A 3,650-nucleotide genomic window follows, 5' to 3' on the forward strand; every position below is an offset into this window, starting at 1 on the left:
AGCATGGCCAAGAATGGCGAAAATCCGCCAATCAGGCCGCGTTCCTCCGCATTATGGGGACCTCGTGATTAGTGAAGTTATGCTCACCTCGCCATAACTTCACATACCGCTTAACATAGGCCGGCGGCATGAGGCGCACCTCATGGCCAATCGCTATCAACTCGCGCGCACAGTGATGCGCCGACGCGCAGGCTTCCATACCGACCAGGCAAGGCGGCAACTCAGTGAAGAATCGAATGACTTCGGTCCTGCGCAGCTTGCGCCGGATCAGCACTGCGCCATCGGCGGCGATGGCATGAACCTGAAACACATTCTTCGCCAGATCCAATCCGACGGTGGCAACCTCCTGCTCCATGGAACGACTCCTAGACGTGGACCTACAACGACCACATGATTACACAGCTACGCTCGTGCGGAGGTCGTCCACGACATCACGTCACGACCGCTCGACGCTGGCCGGGTGGGCGGGCAAGCCGCACATCTGCTCGACCCGATCGCCTCCTGGATCCGCGAGGAAGGCCTGAAGGCCGGCAAGATCCACAGCGACGATACGCCGGTGCCGGTGCTGGCGCCCGGCAAGGGCAAGACCGCGCAAGGTCGGTTGTGGACCTACGTCGTCGACGACGGGGCCAGCGGATCAACCGCTCCGGCGCTGGTGTGGTACAAGTTCACGCCCGACCGTAGCGGTATCCAGCCGCAGACTGAGCTGAAGAACTTCACCGGCCTCCTTCAGGCCGACGGCTACGCCGGGTACGAGAGGCTTTATGCCGGCAACGGGATCCAGAAGGTCGTCTGCTGAGCGCAATTCCGGCGCAAGATATTCGAGAACCACCAGACCAGCCCGACGCCATTGACCACCGATCTGCTCGAACGGATCGCAGCGCTCTACCGGCTTGAGGACAAAGTTCGCGGACTGCCGCCCGACATGCGGAAGCAACGGCGACAGGAGAAAACCAGACCACTGGTCGATGAGTTGCGCGCGGCCATCGGCGATACCTTGCGCCGGCAGTCGCCCAAATCAGCGATGGCGAAGGCGCTGACCTATGGTCGCAAGCGCTGGATCGCGCTCACGCGCTTCCTCGATGATGGTCTGGCCGAGATCGACAACAACATCGCCGAACGCGCGATGCGCAGCGTCGCAATCGGTCGGAAGAACTGGCTCTTCGCAGGGTCGAAAGCCGGAGGCGAGCGCGCCGCCGCCATCTATTCGGTTTTCGAAACGGCAAAACGTAAGCGGTGTTCTCAGGCCACTGCGGTCCAGGGCATGAGTTCGCCGACGCCGTTTGCCGGATGACCGTTGGCCAGCCTGGCCAGTGTATCGGTCATCCAGATGTGCGGGTTGATGCCGGAGAGCTTGCAGTTTTCGATGAGCGTGGCGATCACCGCCCAGTTGTCGCCGCCTTCGTCGGAACCGGCGAACAGGGCATTCTTGCGGTTCAGCGCGAGGGGCCGGATAGAGCGTTCGACGGTGTTACTGTCGAGGTCGATGCGGCCATCGTCGAGGAAGCGTGACAGCCCATCCCAGCGGGTGAGTGCGTAGCGGATCGCTTCGCCAAACTTGCTTTTGGCGCTGACCTGGCGATTGCGGGCTTCGAGATACTGGCGAAGATCCTCGACGATGATGCGGCTGCGGTCGTGGCGAACAGCCCGGCGTTGCTCCGCGGAAAATCCTCGCACCTCATCCTCGATGGCATAGAGCAAGGCGACGCGACGCAGCACTTCGGTAGAGACCGGCGATGTATCGGTCAGTTCGTAGAACTTGCGGCGCACGTGCGCCCAGCAGAAAGCGAGGCCGATCTGGTTACGCCGCCGGGCGAGCGCGGCATAGCCGCCATAGCCATCGACCTGCAGGATGCCGGCAAAATCGCCGAGATGCGCTTCGGCTCGCTCGCCCTTGCGGTCGGCGGCGTAGACATAGGCGACCATCGGCGGATCACCGCCGCCCCAAGGGCGATCGTCGCGGGCATAGACCCATAGCTGGCCGGTCTTGGTCCGCCCGCGGCCCGGATCGAGCACCGGCGCGGTGGTCTCGTCCGCAAACAGCCGTTCTGATCGTCGCAATCGCTCGAGGATGTGGTCGCGCAAGGGACGCAGGTACCATGCTGCCCGCCCGACCTAGTCTGCCAGGGTGGATCGATCAAGCTGGATGCCTTGCCGGGCGTAGATCTGCGCCTGTCGGTACAGGGGTAGATGATCGGCGTACTTGGCGACCAGCACCTGCGCGATCAGCGCTTCGGTGGGAATGCCGCCCTCGACGATCCGTGCCGGTGCCGGGGCCTGCACAATGGTGCTCTCGCACGAGCGGCAACCGTAGCGCGGTCGGCGGGTGACGAGGACGCGGAAGGTGGTGGGCACGACGTCGAGGCGTTCGGCCACGTCTTCGCCGATCTGGTGGAGCGCCCCGCCACAGCAGGGGCAGGCCTTGTCTTCCACATCGACAACCTGTTCGATCCGCTCGAGATGCACCGGCAGCGAACCGCGATTAGTCTTGCGCGGTCGCTCGGCCGGGGCACCGCTCGCCCTGGCGCAGGCATGCTCCGCCTCGGCCAGCGCCGTCTCGACTTCCTCCAGGGCGAGCTCGAACTGATCGGGGTCGAGCTGCTCCGAACGACGTCCGAAACGGTGGCGTTGCAAGGCGTCGATGATCGCCTTCAGGCGTTCGACTTCAGTCTGGAAAACCTTGAGTACATCGAGCTCGCGGGCCTGTTCGAGGACCAGCGCATGCAGCGCTTCGACATCGTTGGGAAGGTCCGCTTCCATGAGCATGAAAGGCAGTGAATCAGTAGGCGAAGGCCTCGTCAACCGGCAATCTGCGGGGCCATGGGGCGGCGTCCACCATGCACCCGCCGCCAGTCCATCACGCGCGCGCCAGCGCCAGGTCCGATCATCGTGTTGCCCTGAGGGCTTCGATCACTGCGGAAATCACGCCAGCATCGGCATCGCGGCCTATCTTCACCGCCACCCCGTCGATCTCCAGTTCGACGGCTGCAGCTGCGGTGCGACGTCGACGACGGGGACGCCGCGTGGGAGCAGGATCTGGCACCGCGCTGGGTTCGATTACGGCGGGCACGAACGCGACCGCTTCCGGCTCTACCAAAGGCAGGACCACACCTTCGGCCTCAAGCCGCTTCCGCAAATCCCGCCGCCAGGCGTAAACCTGCGAAGGATCGAGCCCATGCCGGCGAGCAACGGCACTGACACTCTCCCGGCCCGAATAGCACTCCGCGACAATCGAGGCCTTCACTTCGGGCGGCCAATCCCGCCGCTTGCCCGCGCCCGTAAACACCTCGAACCGCTGCGCGCCCTTGCTCGCAGGATCATCACCCGAGATTATCATAGTAGCAGCGCACCCCGCCCAATCAGGGCGCGGAAACTCGGCGCTACGCTTCAACCGCGCAAGGTGGGCACAGAACAGCGCTTACGGCAAAACTCAACGGCATCGAGCCGCAGGTCTACATCGCCGATGTCATCGCGAAAATCGCGGGTGGTTAGCCAGCCTTGCGCTGGGATAAACTCATGCCGTGGAATTGGGCTGTCCTCGAACAGCCGCTGATCGAAAAGGCAGCCTAACCAGCGTAACCGTGGGCTGTAGGCCGCCTTGCACTGTGCGGGATTGATGGGCTGATAGCCGCTCCTTTTTTGGGGCGCCG

Annotated in this window: 2 protein-coding genes and 3 pseudogenes; 1 reads left to right on the forward strand and 4 read right to left on the reverse strand. The window is 63.7% G+C overall.

What is annotated here, in order from left to right:
- Positions 1–97: 97 nt before the first annotated feature.
- Positions 98–355: pseudogene (locus NJ75_RS23075) on the reverse strand (IS110 family transposase); the annotation flags it as partial.
- A gap of 85 nt (positions 356–440) precedes the next feature.
- Here NJ75_RS23075 and tnpC (NJ75_RS24145) point away from each other — a divergent pair.
- A pseudogene (gene tnpC, locus NJ75_RS24145) lies at positions 441–1,228 on the forward strand (IS66 family transposase); the annotation flags it as partial.
- A 14-nt stretch (positions 1,229–1,242) separates the two neighbouring features.
- On the opposite strand, the pseudogene tnpC (NJ75_RS23090) reads toward tnpC (NJ75_RS24145), so the two are convergent.
- The 3 genes and pseudogenes from tnpC (NJ75_RS23090) to NJ75_RS25495 form a co-directional block, all read right to left on the reverse strand.
- A pseudogene (tnpC, locus tag NJ75_RS23090) lies at positions 1,243–2,766 on the reverse strand (IS66 family transposase).
- A 118-nt stretch (positions 2,767–2,884) separates the two neighbouring features.
- The gene (gene tnpA / locus NJ75_RS23095) at positions 2,885–3,337 is read right to left on the reverse strand and encodes an IS66-like element accessory protein TnpA (protein ID WP_039338744.1); all 453 of its coding nucleotides are present in this window, start codon (positions 3,335–3,337) and stop codon (positions 2,885–2,887) included.
- A 50-nt stretch (positions 3,338–3,387) separates the two neighbouring features.
- Positions 3,388–3,650: hypothetical protein (locus tag NJ75_RS25495; protein WP_211257977.1), on the reverse strand; the 263-nt coding region annotated here is incomplete at its 5' end.

Origin of the sequence: Novosphingobium subterraneum (assembly GCF_000807925.1) — a bacterium.
GTDB classification, from domain to species: domain Bacteria; phylum Pseudomonadota; class Alphaproteobacteria; order Sphingomonadales; family Sphingomonadaceae; genus Novosphingobium; species Novosphingobium subterraneum.

Bases quoted from the DNA above. Each gene is read 5' to 3' on its own strand.
- tnpA (WP_039338744.1), bottom strand. From the start codon at position 3,337: ATGATAATCTCGGGTGATGATCCTGCGAGCAAGGGCGCGCAGCGGTTC.